Origin of the sequence: Bacteroides sp. 90-K9/2 (assembly GCF_047310725.1) — a bacterium.
In the GTDB taxonomy this organism is placed as follows: domain Bacteria; phylum Bacteroidota; class Bacteroidia; order Bacteroidales; family Bacteroidaceae; genus Bacteroides; species Bacteroides vicugnae.
The window spans coordinates 73,290-95,663 of sequence record NZ_JBCGVL010000015.1; the positions used below are offsets into that span (position 1 = coordinate 73,290).

Here is a 22,374-nt window from a genome sequence, read left to right on the forward strand (position 1 = left end):
AGTACCTTCTATGATTTAAGCTGGCTGGACTCTAATAAGGATTTTTTGCGTTTAGGTGGTGTCAATCCTGATATGTCAACATGGATTTACAATAACGGGTACCCAATGATGTCTTTGATGTTTCGTTTAATGCGTATGGGATTGAGTGTAGAGAAATCAACTAAACCTTATACCCAAGAAGCATATTTGAATGATATAGAGAAACAATTATTCAAAGAAACTTTAAATGGGAAACCTTTAAGTGCTCCAATGATTGCACAACTGTCTGTATATATCAGTTCTTTAAAAGGAATGTGTCCGACATTAAAGGCTATTGACAAAGCTGTATCAACAAAAGTAACTTCCATTGCTCTCAACGAGCAAACTAATCATAAGTTACAATCATTAGGATTGCTGACAACTTCTGCCTCTATATCTGCAACAGAAGAACAATCTGGTATGGAACCTATGACTGCCGTTAATTTTTACTCCGGTACAGATATCGAAGCCATTTGCTATGATAAGTTGAAAACTACACGTCGCTATTTGATACAAGCTCGTTCTTTGGCTAGTAATGATATTGAACGTGGAAAATGCGATTATTTGATAGCAATGATTGACAGGGTAATTTAGCCTTCTCCCTATTATTTAACATGTATGTTTATAAAAAGTTTAGTGCTAGTAAAATGTATAACAATTAAAAAAATATATTATGAAACAGATTATTTTATTCATTGTATTCATATTTACTACAATGATGTGCGCATTTGCACAGAACTCAAATTCTTCCCCAACAGCAAAAATCAAAAATAAAAAAAAGAGCGAACAAATCCTAGAAAACAATAAAGATCAATTTAGTATCTCCCCAAACGGAATCTTTAAAGATGTAATAAAAGGAATTGTATATGATGCTAAAACAAAAGAACCATTAATTGGAGCAAACGTTATCGAATATGGAACTGCTAATGCAGCAGTTACTGACATTGATGGGCAATATAAAATAAAAGTTTCTAATGCGAGTCAAAAAATACTCGTAGCAAGTTATGTAGGATATGTAACACAAACAAAAAAAATAGGAGGGCTTGAAGTTGTAAATTTCTTCTTAGAAGAATATCAGCAGACTTTAGACAAATAAAATAACATGCTACCACTAAACTTTTTATAATACAGCAATATGAAAAGATTTATTTCTATTTTTTTATTGTTATACATTACTTTACCGATAAATGCTCAAGATAAAACAAATGAGCTATCGGGATTTATTATACACAAACAAGAAAGTGGATCTAGTGAGTCATTAGATGGTGCCAATATCTTTTTAATCTATGCAAAAGATACATTGAAAACAACAAGTGTAAATGGAGTATTCCGTTTTAAACCTATAAAAACAGGGAAAGCGAAACTTATTGTGACTGCCATAGGATGTAGAAAAGTTGAAAAAGAACTAAATATAATAGCAGGAAAGAATCCAAATCTTTACATAGAGATTTTGGATGAATCCATCCAACTGGAGGAAGTCACCATCAAGGGCAGAATCCCCATTGTGACCCAGAATGGTGACACACTAATATTCAACCCGAAGGCAGTCAACGTACAAGAAGGAGATGTCGCTATGAATATAGTCGAGCAACTTCCCGGAACAGAGACTGACGACCACTCCGTCAAAATCATGGGAAAACAAGTAACCAAAACTTATATAGACGGTAGACTTATATTCGGAAGTGACCCAATGGCAGCACTCAAAAATCTTTCTGCAACAGATGTATTAAAAATCAAGGCTTATGATGAATACGAGAATACGAAAACAAAAAAACTAATGTACAGAGGAAGTCTTACCAGAGTGCTCAACATAGAAACTAGAAGTAAACTCATCAGTTCCTGGAAAGCACACTTATTGGCTAGTGCAGGCAGCAACCTAGATTCAACGAACGACAAAGGAAAGTTCCGTAAAGGACTCGGACTCACAGCAAACTTTTTCTCCGAGAAATTTTTACTCACAAGTAATGTGTTTCAAAATAATATCAACCGGAAATCAAATAATATCAAAGATGTTCTTTCCATTTCCGATCCTAGTAGTACTTACAACGAAACGACTTATGCAGATCTAGCTACGGAACGCTCATGGGACACAGAAAATGGAACATACGGTACATTTAGAGCATTTTACACTTTCGGATATAATCGCGATAATACAAATACACGATCCGAACGATATTATTTTCCTGACAACAATTATCAGCAACGCCTTTATGAAGAGCAAAATAGCAACAGCGACAAAAAACAAAATCACTATTCCGAATTTTCTTTCTCCAATTCAAATGACAAATGGGGAGAATTCCGTTGGAACCAGTTTATAACATATAACAACAACAAAGATTGGCAATCGCTTTACATATATAATGAAGAAAACAATCTTCAAACATCGAAGAGCCTAATGCATTACGATAATCTAAACAAGAATTTTCATGTGAGGGAAAATGTCAGTTATGCCAACGGTATTACCGACAGAATCGGATATACATTAGAAAGTTCAGTAGATATAAATAAAGGTGAAAATCATTCATTACGAATAGACACATTAGAAAGTTCGATAACACAAACTTATCTGACTATTCCATCAAAACTCCGCAACACAGAGTGGAATGGCAATGCTCAACTAATATATATACTGAATCCAGAAAATGACAACCAAATATCTTTTGATTATTCTGTTAAATACGAAAACGGATGGAAACACCAATTCGCTTGGAATATGTTGAGCCCTACAAATCCACAAACAGACGAAGCCAATACATATAGTTATAAAGTAAATAACCTGACACAAAAACAGGAAGTTTCATTTCACTTTTCTCCCTATGAAAAAACAAGTTGTGACATTTCCGCAGGACTTAAAGAAAGTACACTTAAGCGAGAAGAAAAAGAAATGAATAACTACCGTAAAACATTCATCTCTCCAACAGTAACAATATCTTTTGTACATACAGATATAACAAAGTCATGGAGTGCCGCTTACAGACTGCATAATTTTATACCAAACATAGTGCAGTTACGCCCACAAATAGATAACAGCAATCCTTACATGCTGCGCAGTGGAAATCCCAACTTAAAACAATCATATCTACATTCATTCCTCTTCAATTGCAACCGTATGTTGGGAAAACACAACCACACCATAGGTGTTATTATCAGTACCTCTATCCGCCAACACTCTCCTGTTGCAAAGACAACCTATTACAATGCCGAAACTTATCTACCGGAATTGCAATATACAGCACCTGCACACAGTTCTCTAATTAGTTTTGAAAACGTAGAAGGATATTGGGACATAAAAGGCAAATTGATATGGCAGGCGCCTATACGTAGCATAAAATCCAAATATACCTTATCTACCGGATTCAACTACGAACATAACCCATATTATATAGGAGAAAATAAGACAACAACACGTACCTATGCTCCATTGATCGAACATTTCCTACTCTGCAGCCTAACTAAAAGATTAAAAGTAACAATCAGTGCCAATACCCATTATGTACATAGCATCAATACTAAAAATTATACAGGTAAAACATTCTATCAGACGGCAGGAGCAATGTTAGATATAAGCCAAATATGTAAATACTTCTATCTAAGTAGTCATTATAATTTCATTTTCAGCCGTGATTATGGAATCAATAAAGAGATTAATCGCAATCACACCCTAAACTTGAATGTAGGCTGTAAAATATTAAATCGCAAAGGAGACATTAGTATTGCCGCATACGACTTACTAAATAGTCATCGGACTTTCAACAGCCAAATGTATTCCAACTACATTCAAAATACATGGACTAATTATTATGGACGTTTTTTCACCATAAACTTTGCTTATCGGTTTGGTAAAGTGAAATCGAACTACGAAGGTACTACAAACGATGGAAGCATACGCGAATATAAACCGATGTCAGGAAAAATATGAATTTCATAGCTATCCAAATGAAAGAAGAGGAGTTGCATGGTAATATAAATAAGAAATCTATTAATCATCTAAAATAAAAATCATGAGTAATCCTATTGTCGAGGTCAAGCATTTATCCCATCGTTATAGTGTTGATTGGGCCATTCGCGATATCAATTTTTCTATTGAGAAAACAGGAATATTAGGCCTGTTAGGTTCTAATGGGGCAGGTAAGTCTACCACCATGAATATCATCTGTGGAGTTTTAAATCAAACGGAAGGGGATGTGTTTATCAATGGCATCGATCTACGAAAAAATCCGGTTGAAGCCAAAAAGCACATTGGTTTCCTACCTCAAAAGCCACCTCTTCATCCGGACTTGACTGTCGACGAATACTTAATACATTGTGCCACACTGCGGAGAATGGACAAATCAAAGATACGTGAAGCCGTAGAAACAGCCAAAGAACGTTGCGCCATTGCTCATTTCAGCAAACGGTTGATAAAGAATCTTTCTGGAGGATACCAACAAAGAGTAGGAATCGCACAAGCAATCGTACATAATCCACCATTCGTAGTACTTGATGAACCTACAAATGGACTCGATCCTAATCAGATTGTCGAAATACGCAATCTGATTAAAGAGATTGCAGAAGATCATTCTGTACTACTCTCTACACATATCCTATCGGAGGTGCAAGCTACTTGCAATGACATTCGTATGATTGAACACGGTAAAGTGGTATTCTCCGGTACTATGAAGGACTTTGATAATTATGTAGTTCCTAGTAGTTTCACCGTAACATTTACACTTCCTCCTTCCATGGAAGAATTAGCAAAGATAGAGCATGTCTTAAATATAGAAGAGCTTTATCCCGGTACATTCCGGATACGCTTTGATGATGATGAGAACATAACTGAACGAGTAGTAGCATTGAGTATACAGAACGGATGGCGGTTGAAGGAGATCACAATGGAACGTTGTTCTCTCGACATTATCTTTGCACAACTATCGGGAAAACTTAAAAACAATATCTGACATGACGGATCTAAAGATTATTATGCGTATTGCTCGAACCGATTTGGCTATTTTATTCTATTCGCCGATTGCGTGGTTCATATTGATTGTTTTTTCATTCCTGACAGCATCAGGTTTCGCATCACTAATGGAAAGTATAGTGACCAGCTATGACCTTTCGGGAGGCGACGAAGTATCTTTAAGCAGTATTTGTTTCTTAGGTAGCTATGGTTTTCTATCCTCTATCGTTTCAAACATATACATCTATATTCCATTGCTAACAATGGGGCTCATCAGTCGCGAAACGGCATCGGGCTCTATCAAACTAGCTTATTCATCACCAGTCACCAGTAGTCAGATCGTGTTGGGCAAATATCTTGCAGCCATCGGATTTGGCTGTTGTCTGATGCTTGTCCCGATAACCAGTGCTATTTATGGCAGTTTGGTAATCCCCTCTTTTGATTGGGCTCCGATATTAGTCGCCCTTCTCGGACTCTATTTATTAATATGCACTTATTGTGCTATTGGGCTCTTTATGTCCTCACTCACAACTTACCAAGTAGTGGCAGCGGTTGGGACTCTTATTATCTTAGCCATATTAAATTTCATAGGAGGTATCGGTCAGGAATACGATTTCATACGTGAACTGACTTATTGGCTGTCAATAAATGGAAGAACAATCGACATGCTAAACGGAGTAATCCGGAGTGAGGATGTGATTTATTTTATTGTTGTAGTAACCCTTTTCCTGGCATTTACCATTTTCAAACTTTCATCCGACCGGCGAACTATCAGTCGGTTCCGACAAGCAATCAGCTATCTGGGATTTTTTGTCGCAGCAATGGCAATCGGCTATCTCACTTCACGTCCGGGAATGATTAAGGTTTGGGATACAACACGTACAAAACTAAATTCACTTACCGAAAACAGCCAAAATGTATTAGCAAAACTGACAGGACCGGTAACTATTACCAATTATGTTAATCTGCTTGATGGAAAGTCATATCGGTACCTTCCTATTATGAAGAAAGCGAATGAAACGATTTTCGAACCTTATTGCCTCGCTAAGCCCGACCTGCAAGTAAAGTATGTCTATTATTATGATTTTGCCCCCAACGGCGTAGCAAATAATCCCAAGTTTCAGGACAAAACTATAGATGAAATGCGTGATTATATGACCATGGTTTATAATTTAAATCCTCATTTATTCAAATCTCCGGAAGAAATCCATAAAATCGTAGATCTGCGTGAAGAGCAAAATACATTTGTTCGCATTATGGAAACACAAGATGGGAAACGTACTTTCATCCGTGATTTTCAGGATATGGATGCAACACCATCAGAAGCGGAAATTACAGCAGCAATAAAAAAGATGATCTCAACTCCTCCCACTGTTGCCTTTATCAAAGGAGACGGTGAACGTGAAATATCTAAACCGGGTGACCGCGACTACAGTAACTTCTCCATTGAAAAATATTCCAGAGCTGCCTTGATTAATCAGGGCTTCGAAGTATGTGAGATCGACATTTCCCATGGAGACACAATTCCTTCCCTTATCAATATTGTGGTTCTTGCAGAAATGAGAACTCCGCTTACAGAAAAAGGAGAAAGTCAACTGGAAACTTACTTAGCTCGTGGAGGTAATTTATTTATTCTCACCGACACAGGCAGGCAAGAAATCATGAATCCTTTTCTAGGCAGATTCGGTATCAAAATGGAAGAGTATCAACTGGCACAATCTTCTGCCGATTTCTCCCCTAATCTGATTTTAGCCAAAGCCACCCGTGAATCGGGAAAACTAACATTTGGATTCAAAGATGATTTTCCCAAACATGACCTACGTGTCTCTATGCCCGGATGTGTAGCTCTTACCTCCTTCGACAACGATTATGGATTCCAATATACACCGATTCTTGAAACAAATGCCAAAGGAGTATGGATTGAGAAGGAACAAACCGATCTGGAGGAATCACCTGTACAATGTAATGCCTCTGCAGAAGAAAAAGAACAAACCTATATTACAGCCTATGCCCTTTCACGTCAACTGAAAGATAAAGAGCAGCGTATTATCATTTCTGGTGATGCAGATTGTATAAGCAATGCTGAACTAACTCTTTCACGTGAAGGGTATACATCAGGAAACTTTAATATGATTATCGAAAGCTTCCGCTGGCTTTCCGGAGGAGAATTTCCTATTGACGTACGCCGTCCTCATTGCACCGACAACAAGCTCTCAATCGGAGTAAAGGATGTCAGTACGATGAAAACTATTTTCATAATCATTATACCCGCTATCCTCCTACTAATGGGAGTTGGCATCTGGTTTTTCCGCAGAAGAAATTAATAGAGAAAAAGATGAACTTAAGACTTATACTTAGAATAGCCCGTACCGAACTAGCGGTACTTTTTTACTCACCGGTTGCATGGTTGCTACTGGTCGCTTTTACATGCCAGGTAGGATTCGATTTTATGAATATCCTGACGGAAATAGTAAAAATAAAAGCATTGGGCAACACGATCACTTTTAGTGTCACAGCCGGTTTTGTTCTTGGCCTCAAAGGGATATATGAAGTAATACAGGAAACGATCTACCTCTATATTCCTTTATTGACCATGAATCTGATGAGCCGTGAATATTCATCAGGATCTATCAAACTACTATATTCATCACCGGTAAGCAGTGTTCAAATCATTGTCGGCAAGTTTGTCTCAATGGTAGTATTTGCCCTGATCTTTGTCGTTATCCTTGCCCTACCGACAATCGTAATGTTTATATCGGTGCCACATGTTGATATTACACTTATCCTAGCGGGATTGTTATCCATGTTTCTATTGATATTGACCTATTGTTCTATCGGTCTCTTTATGACCACGCTCACATCTTACCAAGTTGTGGCAGCTGTTGCTACCCTTTCCGCATTGGCATTTTTCAATTATGTGGGTGGAATCGGCCAGGAGTCCATATTCTTTAGAGAGATTACTTATTGGCTATCTATTAAAGGACGCGCCAGTGAAATGGTTGGAGGATTGATATGCAGCGATGATGTCATCTATTTCTTGGCTGTAATTTCATTATTCCTCTGGCTATCGGTCATTAAACTGAATAATGAAAAGACACGCCGTTCGTTCCTTTCAAAAACAATGCGTTATACATTAGCCGTATGCACCATTATAGTGATTGGTTTTGCCAGTTCACGCCCGGCATTAATGTTTTTTTATGATGCCACCCGCAGCAAGCAGCGTACACTTTCGGAAGAAAGTCAGAAAGTGATGAGACAGTTGTCCGGACCTATGACAATTACAACTTATGTCGATATCTTTGATAAAGAATTTGGCGTTGCTTCTCCAAAGGAACAGAAAGAAGATATGACACGATTTAAAATGTACATACGCTTCAAACCAGAGATAAAAATGAAGTACGTTTACTATTACTCTACACCAAAAGACAGTACTCTTTATCACCAATATCCAAATAAAAGTATTCGTGAAATAGCTTATGAAGTTGCCAAGAAAAAGAATTTCAATCCTAAGAAACTTAAAAGCGCCGAAGAACTAAAAGAGAAAATAGATCTGGCTAAAGAAAATTATCGGTTTGTACGTGTTGTAGAACGTGGGTCCGGTGAACAAGCCCGCCTTCGTTTGTTCGACGATATGGAATATCATCCCTCTGAAACAGAAATCTCCGCAGCATTGAAAAAAATGCTTGTTACTCCCGTAAAGGTAAGTGTCATCACAGGACACCACGAGCGTTCGACCACTAAAAAGGGAGATCAGGATTACTCACTTTTTGCCACACACGGGCGCTTCCGTTATTCCATGATTAATCAAGGTTTTGATTTGACGGAACTGAATCTGAAGGATATGAATGATATACCAAACAATATCAATATATTACTTATTGCTGAAATGCGTTCGTCCATGAGTCCAAAAGAAGAAGAAATTATAAACCGTTTTCTTGAACGTGGAGGTAATATGATGATCATGGGTGATGTCGGACGTCAGGAAGTGATGAATCCCTTGCTCCAGAAAATCGGTTTAAAACTGCTTCCGGGAATCATTGCACAACCTTCTGACATTAATCCGGGAGACCTCATTCTTGCAAAGGCTACACAAGTAGCCGCTGACAGTATAGGAGGTTTCTACAAACGTATGGTAGAAAGGAAAACCTATAGTGCGGTCACTATGCCATCGGCGGTTGCTCTGGAAGTTGTCGATACGACCCAGTTCCATCCAATCGTTTTATTGCAAAGTAACGCCCAACAAACATGGATTGAATATCAAACAAAAGATTTTGTAAATGATTCTCTTTCATTGGATTCTCTTCAAGGTGAAAAGCTAGGGGCATATCCTACGGCAATAGCATTAACCCGCAAAATAAAAAACAAAGATAAAGAACAACGTATCATCGTCCTAGGTGACGCAGATTGTTTTAGCAATGCCGAACTACAAAAAAGCTCAAGACCAGGTATTTATTCATTTAACTTTAATATGATTCCCGGTTCATTCCGTTGGTTGTGTTATAATGAGTTTCCGGTATCTTCTTCCAGAGATCCTTTCCTCGATAAAGATATCAGCCTGACTCCTATGGATTTATCTACCATTAAAACCATCTATTGCTATGGCATTCCATTCATCATTGGATTGTGCGGCATTTGGACATGTTGGAGGAGAAGAAAACGATAAAAGAAAATAAACAAAAACTTCCGGCAGGCACAAAAATGCTTGCCGGAAGTCTGATTCTTCCATACAACCCTTCAAATCTACGCTTTCAACCGCATCACAAACCGGCTGCCCTTACCCAATTCACTCTCTACCGTCAACGTACCGCCATGAGCTTCCACAAAATCCTTGGAAATAGATAATCCCAATCCACTGCCTTGCACTTTCGTTCCGGGCACACGGAAATAACGGTCGAAGATACTTTTGTGATAACGCGGGTCGATACCCTTTCCAAAATCCTGAACGTACAGTTCGATCCTATTTTCATCCTGTTTGGCACCGATAATCACACGTCCGTTTTCTTTAGAATAACGGATAGCATTACTTAGCAGATTCGTCAATACCCAGGCAATCTTTTCACTGTCGACAAAGAGCTTGCCTATTTTCTCTTCCGGATATTCCACTTCTATCTGGATATTAAACTTATCCGCTTGCACCTGATTAGCCTTGATCGCATATTCGATCAACTCAATCGGTTTGGTAATCTTCGGCATCAGTTGTAGCTTCCCAGCTTCCACCTGCGTCATGTTAAGCAACTCTCCGGTGATACTCAACAAACGCTCACTGTTCTCCTTGATACTCTTAGACAACTGCTCCTGTTCATCATTCAATGCACCGACACGCTTATCTTCCAACAGTTGGAGACTCATCATAATAGCGGCAATCGGAGTCTTCAGTTCATGAGATATCGTCGAAATAAATGTAGTCTTGGCAGAATCCAGTTCCTTAAATTCCGTGATATTCTTCAATAAAATAACATCACCCAGTTTGCGGGGTTCCCCTTTTTCAACCTCCGTATTAATGATAGGGACATAAGAGGCCTTAAAGTAACTCTCTTTATCGTCAGCATATATTTTCAACGGTTCCTTCTGCTCACTTGGCGTCACCAATTCACGGATCAACCGCCGCAACAGGTCATTCTTCAAAGCCAGTTCCTCCGCCGATTGACGAATCACCTTCTCCCGTTTCAGATTCAAGACATTGAGCGCTTCCTCATTGATAAACAAAATCTCACGCTCCATATTCAGTCCGATCACCGGATCATCGATACTGTTTACAATTGCTTCAATAAATTTCTTTGCAGAAAGAATATCCGACAAAGTACTGGCACGATATTCGGTCAAACACTCCGCCATCCGGTTAAAACTATCCGCCACATCCCGGAACTCTTCATTATTATCCATTTGCAAACGCTTCTCATAATTATGATTAGCTATTTCAAGAATTCCCTCTTTCAGCTCTTTAATAGGCTTGCTGATAGAACGAGGCAGCCAATAAAGCAATATCAGTCCGGTCAAAATACAGATTCCTCCCGTTATGGAAATCCATAATAATGCACGTTCCAATGCAGGCATGGCAGCGGGACTATCAGGTTCTGTCGCTGTCAGGATTTGAAGATTCACTACTGAAAGTGTAACCAACAAAATAATCATTCCGGCCAGCATTCCGATACCAAGAATCAGTTTCGTTTTAATATTCATAACGTTCATACGATTAATATTATGCAAGTATAATCAAATCTACATTAGCTTGTGACAAATTATTCAAAAACTTTCTATATCCCAGTATAGAACAAATAGCGTATGGCAACCTTAAATTAGGAGTTCCCATGCAAACTGTCGATATCTGTTTCTCTTTACAAACCTTGACGATACTCCCCAAAATATCCTTCGACTGCACCTGTACCACCTCTCCCCCAAGTTCCGCCACGAGCTTAAAATGGTTCAACAGATACCGTTGACTGGCTAAATCGATTCTATCCATACTCTCTTTCGGAGTCTGAACATACAGGGCTATAAAAGTGGTGTTATACCGGGTTGCCAACTTTGCCGCCTTTCTGATAATCCGCCGGGGTGTTTTCTCGTGACTACTGATACAAGCCATAAACTTCTCATGCCGGAGTCCGACGGCTACTCCCATCACCACCTCATTCTCCACCTTTTTTTCTACCCGCAACGCTACTTCCTTCAAAGCCAACTCACGTAACTGAAGAATATTCTCTGTCCGAAAGAAATTATCCAATGCCGTCTGAATCTTTTCCGGACGATATATCTTACCCGCTTTCAAACGTGCAATCAGCTCCTCTGCCGTCAAGTCAATATTCACCACCTCATCCGCTTCCTGAAGAACACTGTCGGGCACCCGTTCTTTCACTTCAATACCCGTAATCTCCTGCACTTCTTCATTCACGCTTTCAATGTGCTGAATATTGATTGCCGAAATCACATTAATTCCCTCATCCAGCAAAGTGATCACATCCTGCCAACGTTTCTCGTTCAAGCTACCTTCTACATTGGTATGAGCCAGTTCATCCACAATTACAATTTCCGGATGGACACGGATAATCGTATCCAGATCCATTTCTTCCAATTCTTTCCCCTTATAGAAGATTTTACGACGCGGAATGACAGGGAGCCCTTGCAGCAATGCTTCCGTCCCGGCGCGTCCATGAGTTTCGATATAGCCGATTTGCACGTTCACACCGTTCTCCAGCAGTTCATGTGCCTCCTGAAGCATGCGATATGACTTTCCCACACCGGCTATCATACCGATATAGACCTTGAATTTACCCCGGTGGGACTTCTTTATCAGATCCAAAAAATACTGTACACTATGTTCTCTATCATCCATTACGTCAATCTGTTATTTTAAACATCCTAACCCGTAGTAATCATCACGATCACCACGGGTTTCACAAAAATTCATGAGTTTATTTTATGGCCTTAAAGTTACGCCAAATACTAAATGGGCGTCCTCCAGACGTGGATTCCATATAGCCTGTACAAATATAGGCAATGAAAACTTATCATTAAAATTTATTGCTTTCGTTGCTTTCAAAGCTAGGTTCGTCACTGCAAACCCATTCACATTATACTGCGGAGTCTTATAAGGAACCACTCCACAAGTAGCATTCAGATCAACTCCTTTCACACTGAACGGATAATTCAGTTCTACGTAAGAAGAGTATGCCTGCTTTTCTTCCCCCTCATCAGTCGTTTTTCTGTCAGCACCGGCAAACATGGTATACCATGCGATAGATAACGGGAACTTTTCAATAGGAAGCGTATAAGCTAACCCTGCTTCAAAATGGTGTCCGGTGTCTCCACTTTTAAAATGAAAATAATTATTGGTAAGTTCTCCATTGGCCACATCAGCTTGTCCGTCCCACCAAAGAGTGGCTACAGAAAGCGTCGGTCCTGCTTCACCGAACTTATAAGCTGCGGTCAGGTCAATTTCTTTATTACTCTCACTCAAACTGGTTGAGCCCCATGCAGTAAGCGAGAAATTACCTACGCTAAATCCCAAAGTCGGCTGAAAGGAAGCAGCTCCCCCCTGATAAATACCACGCCATACATACGAACTTACCAAATCACCTTGTATAGTAAACTCTTGTGCTTGTGCATTAACTGTTCCCAACATACAAACGGCTGCTACAGCCATTGTTCCTAAAAAACTCTTTTTACTAAAAAAACTTTTCATACTTCTTATCTTATTCTATTTTATGTTTCCGTAAAAAAGCAGCGCCCTATCCACCCCTGTTAATTTGAACCGCGGCATAACCCAAACGGTCCGGACAGGAACGCTGCTCAATCTTCATCTACTTATTGCTTTCCTCTAAAGCGATATTCAATTTCAAGACATTCACCTTTTCTGTTCCCAACAACCCCAAAAACGGTTTTTCTATGCTTTTATCAACAATCGCTCTCACCTGTTCTTCTCTCAATCCACGTGCCTGTGCCACTCTTTTCACCTGCACATACGCACATTGAGGAGTAATATTAGGATCCAGTCCCGAAGCACTGGCTGTAACCATTTCGGCAGGCACATCCGCCCGATTCAAATAAGGATGATGTACAAGGAAAGTATCAATACGCGCTTTCACTTCATCCAGATATTCTTGATTCGTAGGCCCTTTATTACTACCTGCGGAACTCGTAGCATCATATCCGTCTCCGGCAGAAGATGGACGTCCCCAGAAATAAATATCTTTTGTAAACATCTGACCTACATTAGCCGCTCCCACTACTTTCCCATCCAGCGTAGCTACTTCGGCATTTCCTTTATTAGGACCCGCTACCTGTGCGAACACCCACAGGATAAGGATATAGAACACGGAAAAAAAGACACAAAAAGCAAGTGTTATTTTTAATGACTTCAATAAAGTTTTCATTGCTATTGTTTTTTAATTAAAAGAATAAACCTACTACTAAATCTATCAATTTGATTCCCACGAAAGGAGCAATCACACCACCCACACCATAGATCAGCAGATTACGGCGAAGCAAAGCACTCGCACCTATCGGCTTGTATTGCACACCACGCAAAGCTAACGGAATCAGAATCGGAATAATAATCGCATTAAAAATGACTGCCGAAAGAATAGCACTTTCAGGACTATGCAGATGCATGATATTCAGAGCAGCCAGTTCGGGAATGGCGATCATAAACAAGGCCGGAACGATAGCAAAATACTTCGCTACGTCATTGGCGATAGAGAAAGTAGTCAGCGTACCACGTGTCATCAGCAATTGTTTACCGATTTCCACAATCTCGATCAACTTCGTCGGGTCGTTATCCAAGTCGACCATATTACCAGCTTCCTTCGCTGCCTGTGTACCGCTATTCATGGCTACGCCCACATTGGCCTGTGCCAAAGCAGGAGCATCGTTCGTTCCGTCTCCCATCATTGCAACCAATTTACCAGCCTGCTGTTCCTTCTTGATATATTCCATCTTATCTTCCGGTTTCGCTTCGGCGATAAAATCATCCACACCGGCTTTTTCAGCAATATATTTTGCAGTTAACGGGTTGTCACCTGTCACCATTACCGTCTTCACTCCCATCTTACGCAGACGTTCGAAACGTTCCTGAATACCCGGTTTGATAATATCCTGCAGTTCAATAACACCAGTCACCTTTCTGTTTACACATACTACCAGCGGTGTACCACCATTGCTTGAGATAGAAGAAATAATCTCTTCCACTTCTTTCGGAAATTCATTCCCGTCACCTTCCACCATCTTACGGATGGCATCAAAAGCACCTTTACGAATCTGCGTTCCATCTGCCAGGTCTACTCCCGAACATTTGGTTTCAGCCGTAAACTTAATCATACGTGCTCCTGTTGTATTCAGATTACGCATACGAATGCCCGACTCACGTCCCAATTCTACGATAGACTTACCTTCCGGCGTTTCATCGGATAAGGAAGACAACAGACAAGTTTCCACAAAATCGTGCAGATCGACACCCGGAGCTGTATGGAAATGAGTTGCTTTACGATTACCAATGGTGATAGTACCCGTTTTATCCAGCAGTAATGTATCAATATCGCCCGCAGTTTCAACCGCTTTACCGGATTTAGTAATCACGTTGGCGCGAAGTGCACGGTCCATACCGGCAATACCGATGGCAGAGAGAAGTCCACCGATAGTTGTCGGGATCAGACACACAAACAAAGAAATAAGCGAAGCAATAGTGATGACCGTATTACTATAATCGGCAAACGGTTTCAAAGTCACACACACAATGACGAAAACAAGCGTAAAACCTGCCAGCAAAATAGTCAATGCAATCTCATTCGGGGTTTTCTGGCGGGAAGCACCTTCCACCAATGCGATCATCTTATCAAGAAAACTTTCTCCCGGTTGGGTAGTCACCATTACCTTTATATGATCGGACAGTACTTTCGTACCTCCTGTTACCGAACTCTTGTCGCCACCTGCCTCACGAATGACCGGAGCAGACTCACCGGTAATGGCACTTTCATCAATAGAAGCCAACCCTTCAATAATCTCACCGTCGGAAGGAATCACGTCTCCTGCCTCGCAGACAAACACATCCCCTTTCTTCAACTGTGAAGAACTGACAGTAACGATTTTATTGCCTTCCACTTTCTTTGCCGGTGTCTCTTCACGAGTCTTACGCAAACTGTCGGCCTGTGCTTTACCACGTGCCTCTGCAATAGCTTCGGCAAAATTGGCAAACAGCAAAGTGATAAACAGAATGATAAACACGGCAATGTTGTAAGCAAACGAACCCTGTGAAGAATTAACAATGGAGTAGAGCGTCACAAGCAGCATGACTACCGTAGCCACCTCTACCGTAAACATAATCGGATTCTTTATCATCATTCGTGGGTTCAGTTTCACGAATGATTGTTTCAAACTTTCTATAACTTGCTCCTTTGGAAACAAAGAAGCTGATTTATTATCTTTCATATCTTCTCTAATTCAGTATTACAAACTTAAATGTTCAGCAATCGTGCTCAATGCATGTACCGGGAAGAACGACAGAGCGGCAATAATGAAGATAACTACAAATGTCATTACTCCGAAAGTCAGTGTATCCGTCTTCAACGTACCGGCACTTTCCGGTATGAATTTCTTCTGCGCCAGTAGCCCGGCAATGGCAACCTGTCCGATAATAGGAAGGAAGCGACTCAGAATCAAAACGATACCACATGTCCAGTTCCAGAAATAAGTATTATCACCCAAGCCTTCGAAACCGGAACCGTTATTGGCGGCACAGGAAGTGTACTCGTAAAGCTGTTCACTCAAACCGTGGAATCCTAAGTTGTTCAACCACCCACCTTCACTTTCCACAAAATCCGGATGGTGTACATAAATATAACTTGAGATTGCCGTAAACACCAAGATTACAAACGGATGAAGCAGAGCTACAATCGTAGCGATTTTCATTTCGCGGGCTTCCACTTTCTTACCGAGGAATTCCGGAGTACGTCCCACCATCAAACCGCTGATAAACACTGCAATGATAATGAATGTATAGTAGTTCATCCACCCTACACCTACACCGCCAAACCAGGTATTAATCTGCATATTCAGCATTTCCATCATACCGGACAGAGGCATGGTAGAATCATGCATACCATTCACAGAACCATTGGAAGTTACGGTCGTTACAATACTCCACAACGCGGTTGCTCCGGCTCCCAAACGCACTTCCTTACCTTCCATCGCACCATTGTCCTGTGCAATTCCCAGCTCATCGATGCGCGGATTACCCCCCATTTCCTGACTGACATTAATGCACACACCGACCAGAAAAGCGAAAAGCATTACTCCGAATATACTGTAAGCCAACTTCTTTCTGCGGGTATAGAAACCCAGTGCAAATACCATCGCCATCGGGATAATCAAGATAGACCAACATTCTACCATGTTAGAAAGATAAGTCGGATTTTCCAATGGATGAGAGGAGTTCACGCCAAAATATCCACCGCCATTCGTACCCAACTGTTTAATAGGAACAATTGCGGCCGTAGGACCTTGAGAAACCATCTGTTCCTGACCTTCAAGAGTAGTGACTTTCATCTTACCGTCAAATCCCATCGGAGTTCCCTGAAGAATCAGGATAAAACCTACAATCAGAGAAAGAGGTAATAAGATACGCGTACAACTTATTACCAGAAATTGCCAGAAGTTACCAATCGTTTTGGTTGTTTTTGCAGCAATACTCTTCATAATACCTGCCATAGCAGCCATACCTGTTGCTGCGGTAATAAACTGGAAAAGCATGATGACGAAGAGTTGAGTAAAATAAGTCAGTCCGCTTTCACCGCTATAGTGCTGCAAGTTACAGTTCACCATAAAACTAATACAGGTATTGAATGCCTGATCCGGAGTCTGCGGTCCGTTGCCGTCCGGGTTTAAAGGCAACCATCCTTGTGAAACCAAGAGTACCATTCCCCAGAAAAACCAGAAAGCATTTAAAATCAACAATGCTTTCAGGAATTGTTTCCAGTTCATTTCTTCATTGGGGTCGATTCCACAAACTTTATAAATGACTCTTTCGATAGGAGCCATAAAATCAGACCAGGTCTTTTCTCCTCTGTAGACCTTGGCAATGTATTTTCCCAGTGGATAAGCCAGAATCACCATCAAGGCTATCTGAACAACCACGCCTAAAATTTCTGTATTCATATACTTTTTACCTTAAACTGTGTGTGTTACTTTAAAACTTCTCGGGTTTGATGAGCACATACATCAAATAACCGAAGATTGCAATACCTAATACGAATAATGCTGTGTACATAATCAATTCTCCTTTTTTCTTTAAATATTCTCAAACCAGTCTACACATTTCCAGAACAGCCAGAAACAAGCGAAACCGCTCAACAGGCAGAAAATAAATGATAGTGTTATTCCCATGTTTTTACCTTTTAAATGATTACTATAAATTTTTACTTGCCATTCTTCATGCCAAATGCGTGCCACAAAAAACAAAGAATACATAATAAGCTAACATTCAATCAGATACAAACAGGCAGTAACTTTCTTACCATCCGACACACCCTTCCATTTTGAAAAAAGGATTCTATTTTGAAAGGCTTTCTGTTTTTTCGTGATTTCAGAAGAGAAAAAATAAACAAATTATCATTTTGAAAGGGGATTTTCATTTTGAAAAGACAAAAGGAGGATACTACATCTTTATAATCTGTTGATAATAAACGGTTAAGCATCAACATAAGTCAATTGGTACATGCTTTGCGAAGAAATAGATATGAAACTTTATATTATTGCAAACAGATTACCTGTCAAAGTAGCCGACACAAACGGCACATTCGTATTTTCGCGTAGCGAAGGCGGACTGGCAACAGGTTTGGATTCTCTCCAGACTTCTTATGAGAAGCACTGGATAGGTTGGCCCGGAATATGTACAAATGAAGAGAAGGACCAGCAAGAGATTAACGAGAAACTACAGGAAATGAATTTTCATCCGGTCTTCTTGTCGGAAAAGCAAATTGAAAACTACTACGAAGGATACAGTAACAGTACTATCTGGCCTTTGTGTCATTACTTTTATGCTTATACCTTATATAAGAACTGTTTCTGGCAATCCTATCAACAAGTCAACCGACTCTTCTGTGAGGAGATTTGCCGGCTGATACGTCCCGGCGATAAGGTATGGATACAGGATTATCAACTGATGCTACTTCCCGGAATGTTGAGGAAAATATATCCGGAACTAAGTATCGGTTATTTCCATCATATCCCGTTCCCTTCTTACGAACTCTTCCGTATTCTTCCGGAGCGTGCCGAGATTCTGAAGGGTCTGCTGGGAGCAGACTTCATAGCTTTCCATACTCATGACTATATGCGTCACTTCATCAGTGCCGTAGAACGTGTGCTGCATCTCGACTTCAAACTGGATGAAGTACAGATCAACAACCGGATGGTCAGAGTAGAAGCATTGCCAATGGGAATCAACTATGAATCCTATCATCAGGCTTCAGAAAATAAAGAAGTACACCAGGCCATTGAACGAACCCGGAAACTTTTCGGCGAGCATAAACTGATCCTGTCAGTAGACAGACTGGATTACAGCAAAGGCATATTGCACCGTCTTCGTGGCTTTGCCACCTTCCTCGAGCATCATGCCGAATATCACGGTAAAGTTACATTGGCAATGGTCATTGTCCCTTCACGCGATCATGTAGGCAGCTATGCGGAACTAAAAACAAAAATTGACGAAGAAATCGGCTCTATCAACGGACGTTACTCCACAATGAACTGGACTCCCGTATGTTATTTCTATCATGGCTTTTCACTGGAAGAACTGACTGCCATGTACTATGTGGCCGACATAGCCCTCGTCACTCCACTTCGGGACGGAATGAATCTGGTAGCCAAAGAATACGTAGCTACCAAATGCGACAATCCCGGTGTACTTATCCTTAGCGAAATGGCAGGTGCCGCCGTAGAATTGACAGACGCTATCCAAATCAACCCGAACGATACGGAACAAATAGAAAATGCTATTTGCCAGGCACTTGAAATGCCCGAAGAGGAACAAAAACAACGCCTGCAACGTATGCAAAACATTCTGTCCGTACAGACAGTCAACAAATGGGCAGCCGACTTTGTCAATGAACTGAACGCGACATGTATGAAAAACGATATGTTACGAAAAAAACGTATTGTAGCCGCTAGCATTGCACAAATCAAACTCAAGTATAACCATGCCAAACAACGCCTGATTCTGCTGGACTATGATGGTACACTGACGGCTCTCAAACCACGTCCCGAGGATGCACAACCTACACCGGAACTCATTTCTATTCTACAACAACTGGCTAGCGATCCCGCCAATCATATTGTTATCAATAGCGGGCGGGATCACTTTACATTAGAAAAATGGCTTGGCATCCTTCCTATTTCTATGGCTGCCGAACATGGGGCTTTCTATAAAGAAAACGGAGTCTGGCATAAAAACATAAAGAAGATAGAATGGGGAGCAGGTATTCTCTCTATCCTTCAAATGTTTGTAGACCGTACTCCCCGTTCCCATCTGGAAGTGAAGGAAACTGCCCTGGCCTGGCATTATCGTGAAAGTGATGCATGGCTCGGCACATTAAGAGCCCAACAACTCGTCAACACGCTGATTTCGCTCTGTACCCGGCAGAAACTACAAATTCTGCAAGGAAATAAAGTGATCGAAATCAAATCACCGGATTGCAATAAAGGTTCGGAGGTAGGGCGTCTGCTAGCCAACAGACGTTATGATTTTGTTATAGCGATGGGAGACGACACTACAGATGAAGATATGTTTCAGGCATTACCGATGAGCGCTATCACCATTAAAATAGGTAGCGTATCCGAAGCCGCCAACTATCACCTGTCTGCCCAATCTGACGTACTTCCTTTCTTACGGTCTTTACTAGGCAAACAAAAAACTGCCACAAAAGAAGGAAGCATTAAGAATCGCCTGACTTTCGCTTTCGACTTTCTCAAAGATCTATTAAAAACTCAATAAAAAGCAATCAATATGAATAATTTAAATTATGGAGTGATAGGTAACTGCCGAACGGCAGCTCTCATTTCGCAGAACGGAAATATCGAATGGCTCTGTTTTCCCGATTTCGATTCTCCTTCTATTTTTGCCAGTCTGCTCGACCGGGAGAAAGGAGGAGCTTTCGGATTCGAAGTTTCCGAAGACTATTGCATCACACAAAGTTATGTCCCCCACACCAATATTCTTTCTACTCAATTCTCCTCCGATGAAGGAGAATTCGTAGTGCTCGACTATATGCCCTGCTATCGTTCCCAAGACGAAACAGGGCATTATTTACCTGCCGAATTATACCGCTACATACATTGGATAAAAGGAAAACCGCGTTTCAAGATCAACTACCACCCGGCTCCGAACTATGCACAGGGACAAGTGATCCTTAATATCACTCCACAGTATATCGAATCCTACTGCTCCTTTGACAACAAGGACAGACAATATTTATATGCTTCCCTGTCTCTTCAGGACATCAAAGAGAAAAAAGAAATCATTCTTGAGAAAGACGAATTTCTCCTGCTCTCCTATAACGAGAAAGTGATCCCAATCGACATAGAAAGGGAGAAAATAGAATACTGTCGTACGCTGGTATATTGGCTGAACTGGACAGACAGAAGCAAAAAATACACTCTATATAATGACGTAATCGAACGGAGTTTATTGGTTCTGAAACTAATGTCCTACCACAACGGAGCTGTGCTGGCAGCACTAACTACAAGCCTACCGGAAGCTGTGGGAGAAGTGCGCAACTGGGATTACCGCTTTTGCTGGCTTCGGGATGCTTCCATGTCCATCGAAACCATGTTTCAAATCGGACATACCGGTGCAGCCAAACGCTTTATGAAATTTATCCAATCCACATTCGTTTCCAAACATGACTATCAAATTATGTATGGCATCCGGGGCGAGCACCAACTAACCGAAGTGATACTCGACCATCTATCCGGTTATAAGAACTCCAAACCTGTACGAATAGGAAATGATGCATACCATCAGAAACAAAACGACTCTTTTGGTTACCTGATGGACCTGATTTACCAATATTATCGCCTCATGCCCGGCACACTGGATGAAATTGAAGACATGTGGGAAATGGTAAAGACCATTTTAGCAAAAGTAGTAGAAAACTGGAGAAAGCCCGATAAGGGAATCTGGGAGATCCGGGGAGAAGGACAACACTTTGTTTCTTCCAAAGTGATGTGTTGGGTAGCTTTAGATCGCGGAGCTAAAATCGCTCAAATGCTTAACAAATATAATTATAGCGAACGTTGGCAACTGGAAGCCGAAAAAATAAAGAAAGACGTGATGAAATATGGCTGGAATAAGGAACTTCAAAGCTTCACACAGACATATAATAATCAAGCAATGGATTCTTCATTACTATTGATGGAACCCTATGGATTTATAGAAGCAGATGATATACGCTATCATAAAACAGTGGAAGCTGTCAAGAAAGCCCTTTTCCATAAAGGACTTATGTATCGCTATAACAGCAAAGACGATTTCGGGTTGCCTACTTCTGCTTTTACGATTTGTACATTCTGGCTTATACGGGCATTGTTTGTAACCGGCCATAAAGAAGAAGCACGCTGCCTGTTTGACGAAGTTCTGAAATACTCCAATCATCTCGGATTGTTTAGTGAAGATATTGATTTCGAAACCAAAGAACAATTGGGCAACTTCCCGCAGGCATATTCACATCTGGCATTAGTGAATACAGCTATCTTATTTGCAGAAGAAGAGAAGAGGTTATCTTTTATCCGGCCTTAAAGAACGTCCTGATTCAGAAGTTATAAAACACAGAAAGCCCCTTGATTCAAAATGAATCAAGGGGCTTCTTAAAAACGGCGGCTACCTACTCTCCCACTGTTACGCAGTACCATCGGCGTGACGAGGCTTAACTTCTCTG

The 22,374-nt window shown here is 40.6% G+C and carries 14 protein-coding genes and 1 pseudogene; 8 read left to right on the top strand and 7 right to left on the bottom strand.

Annotated elements, in window-relative coordinates; translation table 11 throughout:
• The 6 genes and pseudogenes from AAHJ11_RS21540 to AAHJ11_RS21565 form a co-directional block, all read left to right on the top strand.
• Positions 1–612 (top strand): annotated as a pseudogene (locus AAHJ11_RS21540) (hypothetical protein); the annotation flags it as partial.
• Positions 613–691: 79 nt separating this feature from the next.
• Positions 692–1,114: a carboxypeptidase-like regulatory domain-containing protein gene (locus AAHJ11_RS21545; protein ID WP_148365806.1), complete on the top strand. Its 423-nt coding sequence runs from the start codon at positions 692–694 to the stop codon at positions 1,112–1,114.
• 39 nt (positions 1,115–1,153) lie between these two features.
• Positions 1,154–3,937, top strand: a complete 2,784-nt coding sequence (locus AAHJ11_RS21550) for an outer membrane beta-barrel protein (RefSeq protein WP_342989139.1) — start codon at positions 1,154–1,156, stop codon at positions 3,935–3,937.
• A gap of 82 nt (positions 3,938–4,019) precedes the next feature.
• Positions 4,020–4,955, top strand: a complete 936-nt coding sequence (locus AAHJ11_RS21555) for an ABC transporter ATP-binding protein (protein ID WP_195359080.1) — start codon at positions 4,020–4,022, stop codon at positions 4,953–4,955.
• A 1-nt stretch (position 4,956) separates the two neighbouring features.
• On the top strand, positions 4,957–7,278 hold the full coding sequence (locus AAHJ11_RS21560; RefSeq protein ID WP_148365811.1) for a Gldg family protein: 2,322 nt from the start codon (positions 4,957–4,959) through the stop codon (positions 7,276–7,278).
• Positions 7,279–7,289: 11 nt separating this feature from the next.
• A complete protein-coding gene (locus tag AAHJ11_RS21565) occupies positions 7,290–9,617 on the top strand; it encodes a Gldg family protein (RefSeq protein ID WP_413580095.1) in 2,328 nt (775 codons plus the stop codon).
• A 77-nt stretch (positions 9,618–9,694) separates the two neighbouring features.
• Here AAHJ11_RS21565 and AAHJ11_RS21570 read toward each other — a convergent pair whose 3' ends face one another.
• From AAHJ11_RS21570 to kdpF, 7 genes are all read right to left on the bottom strand, one after another.
• On the bottom strand, positions 9,695–11,134 hold the full coding sequence (locus tag AAHJ11_RS21570; protein ID WP_413580096.1) for an ATP-binding protein: 1,440 nt from the start codon (positions 11,132–11,134) through the stop codon (positions 9,695–9,697).
• Positions 11,135–11,153: 19 nt separating this feature from the next.
• Positions 11,154–12,284, bottom strand: coding sequence for a sensor protein KdpD (locus tag AAHJ11_RS21575; protein ID WP_004309023.1), 1,131 nt, complete (start codon positions 12,282–12,284; stop codon positions 11,154–11,156).
• A gap of 84 nt (positions 12,285–12,368) precedes the next feature.
• Entirely contained in the window at positions 12,369–13,133 is a 765-nt protein-coding gene (locus AAHJ11_RS21580) for a hypothetical protein (protein ID WP_007767477.1), read from the bottom strand.
• Positions 13,134–13,251: 118 nt separating this feature from the next.
• A complete protein-coding gene (locus tag AAHJ11_RS21585) occupies positions 13,252–13,824 on the bottom strand; it encodes a K(+)-transporting ATPase subunit C (protein WP_195650017.1) in 573 nt (190 codons plus the stop codon).
• A gap of 16 nt (positions 13,825–13,840) precedes the next feature.
• The gene (gene kdpB / locus AAHJ11_RS21590) at positions 13,841–15,874 is read right to left on the bottom strand and encodes a potassium-transporting ATPase subunit KdpB (protein ID WP_074638340.1); all 2,034 of its coding nucleotides are present in this window, start codon (positions 15,872–15,874) and stop codon (positions 13,841–13,843) included.
• An 18-nt stretch (positions 15,875–15,892) separates the two neighbouring features.
• The gene (kdpA, locus tag AAHJ11_RS21595) at positions 15,893–17,599 is read right to left on the bottom strand and encodes a potassium-transporting ATPase subunit KdpA (RefSeq protein WP_008777345.1); all 1,707 of its coding nucleotides are present in this window, start codon (positions 17,597–17,599) and stop codon (positions 15,893–15,895) included.
• 31 nt (positions 17,600–17,630) lie between these two features.
• Entirely contained in the window at positions 17,631–17,711 is an 81-nt protein-coding gene (gene kdpF / locus AAHJ11_RS21600; protein WP_032849815.1) for a K(+)-transporting ATPase subunit F, read from the bottom strand.
• A 447-nt stretch (positions 17,712–18,158) separates the two neighbouring features.
• On the opposite strand from kdpF, the gene AAHJ11_RS21605 reads away from it, so the two are divergent.
• Complete coding sequence (locus AAHJ11_RS21605; protein ID WP_297284907.1) at positions 18,159–20,432, top strand: bifunctional alpha,alpha-trehalose-phosphate synthase (UDP-forming)/trehalose-phosphatase; 2,274 nt, start codon at positions 18,159–18,161, stop codon at positions 20,430–20,432.
• Between the two features lie 12 nt (positions 20,433–20,444).
• Complete coding sequence (locus AAHJ11_RS21610; RefSeq protein WP_117938094.1) at positions 20,445–22,235, top strand: glycoside hydrolase family 15 protein; 1,791 nt, start codon at positions 20,445–20,447, stop codon at positions 22,233–22,235.
• The last annotated feature ends 139 nt before the right edge of the window (positions 22,236–22,374 follow it).